General features: G+C 37.5%; 1 protein-coding gene and 1 pseudogene. Both read right to left on the reverse strand.

Translation table 11 applies throughout. From position 1 onward, the window contains the following. Nucleotides 1-556: 556 nt before the first annotated feature. Nucleotides 557-736 (reverse strand): hypothetical protein, encoded by a 180-nt coding sequence (locus tag FTV18_RS15520; protein WP_020847111.1) that lies wholly within the window; start codon nucleotides 734-736, stop codon nucleotides 557-559. A gap of 541 nt (nucleotides 737-1,277) precedes the next feature. Then, a pseudogene (gene repM / locus FTV18_RS15525) lies at nucleotides 1,278-2,204 on the reverse strand (replication initiation protein RepM); the annotation flags it as partial. Nucleotides 2,205-2,366 lie beyond the last annotated feature (162 nt).

Raw genomic sequence — 2,366 nt, forward strand, 5'->3', positions numbered from 1 at the left:
TTATGTGAAGCCTTATCAAGAAGCAATAAGCAGACATATTTTATTTTGTCGCATCTTGCAAACTAAACGTGCTTAAAACGACATGTTTTATTTTGTCTTTCAAAGCACACTAAGTGTCGTCTTATTGAGAATTTCTAGCACACTAAGTGTCGTCTTTTAGCACACTAAGTGTCGTCTTATGTCCTCTGAAACGCACGTATATCAATGCTTTCAGACTGCTTAAAAGCATTTAAAAGCTTTTTTATTATTAAAAGCCCAAAAAAATTAAAAACGGCATTTAAAACTGCCCTATGTTTTCGCTTCGCTCAAACTCTATTGAATCTCGCTGCGCTCGATTCCTGGGGGCAGTTTTTTTCAAAGACCCGCTAGGACGCTAAAAACAAGAATGGATTCGCTTCGCTCATAAAGCTTTATGCTCGCTTCGCTCGTCATGGAGCCAGTGGCTACAGTCGCTTTGCTCTGTAAATCTCGTTATGAAGCAACAGGGAGCTTGTAATCAGGGAAAAGGCAGGGGCAAATTTTTATAACGCTCAGTCGCTCGTAGACACTCGCTCGGTTACTTGATCAATTTGTTTAGTTGTTCTTCAAAATCTTGCTTGTTTAAATCACCTGAAACGTACTGATCATAAAGTTTTTGATGATCTTCAGTGATTTCTAAATCGTAATATTCTCGATCTGATTTCTTTAAAAACACCTCTGACAAACGATTATTTTTTTCGGCATCACTCAATTTCATGGTCTAAATGCTCCTATTTTGCGTTTATTGGCGTTTTTAGCCCTGTTTAGCTAGATTTCCCTGTTTTTGAAGAAAAGGCGCTTAAATGCGATTTTAGGCGGTTTTTGCGCTATGGGGTGAAATTCGATATTGGTGCTTTGCTAACAAGAAAATTTTTAGCGGTTTGGAGATTTATCATTTTCCGACAGCAGGAGGGAATGCACGCTTACGCGTTTCTCTCCGAGAAACAAAAAAACGGCCTCTAAAAAAGATAAAAATAAGCCCCAAAAGTTGGGGCGTTTTGAAATCTTTTTTGGAGGATTAATTGCTACTTTTTGGCATTCACGTAGTCATAAAATTGAATTTGCTGTTTTGGGTCTTTTAGCATGATGCGAAGCCGTTGCATAAAATCATCTGGAGATTCGTTTTCCTGTTTTAAATGAGCGAATTTCTTGTCACGGGACATATTGAACGACAAGCTGTTCACTTGCATATTTCGCAATTCAATAAACTTAGGTTCATCTACCTGTTTGACTGGTGCAGATTGGATTTTTTTAGAACCAAAGCCGAGCTGTTCCAGTAGCGGATAAAACATCCTGAATTTTTTTGGCTCTAAAAGCATGTCTGCAAGGCGTTTCGTAAAGTCTTCGGATGACTCTCCGATCTCTGCATATTCGCTACCAACTTCGGGCAGTTCAGATAATTTGTGTGCAAACAAATGCCGTTGTGCATCGGTCATTTCGACAAAGAAATCAGGTGTGTTTGGATCTCGTTTAGGGTCGGTTTTTTGTTGTTTTTTTGGCTGTGCCTTCTGTTTAAATCGGAATGAAAAACCAATAATATTACGTCCTCTTTTGTGCTGTTCTTCTTTGACAGTAATATCTGTATTTTCATTGATTTGCTTTAATGATGGTTCTAAAACACGCTTTTTAAAGTCGTGCATTCGATGATATTCACTTTCTAATACTCCCAATCTTTCTCTGAACTCACTTAGCTCAATAATTGGTGTTTTCCCACTACTACGCCAAGCAATCAAAAGTTCATAAAGTCTAATGGCGTAGCCAGTGGAAAGCCCTTTTACTTGCTCTAACTCATAGCTCGTAAATTGTTTTTCTAGCCGAGTTATTAAAGGGATAATTGCAGGTGAAAAAATTAACTCAACAGATGCCGTTTTTTCGATGTATGCAATTTGAGAAACCCAACGTGAGGTAATATGAGCTACTCCTTTTCCTCTTGGTTCTTGATAGCTAAATTGACGAGCAAACAAGTCTTTACAGGCTTCTTTTAGTGCTTGATAAGCACCATTTTTCAATACATCAAAGTGGTTGATATAGCTCTCTGCGTGAATAGTTAAAGGGTCATTCGCATTAATACCTTTACCACTTTCACGGGCTTCAATTATTGCTAAAAGAATTAACCGTTGTTCCACTAGGTCAAGATTGTAGCTGGCATTAATTAAAGCGTTATCTTTCACAATTAAATCTTTCATATAGCGTCTTATTTTATTATGTCGTCTTATTGATCTTATGTGAAGCCTTATCAAGAAGCAATAAGCAGACATATTTTATTTTGTCGCATCTTGCAAACTAAACGTGCTTAAAACGACATGTTTTATTTTGTCTTTCAAAGCACACTAAGTGTCGTCTTATTG

The organism is Acinetobacter sp. YH12241, from assembly GCF_013417535.1.
Classification (GTDB): Bacteria; Pseudomonadota; Gammaproteobacteria; order Pseudomonadales; family Moraxellaceae; genus Acinetobacter.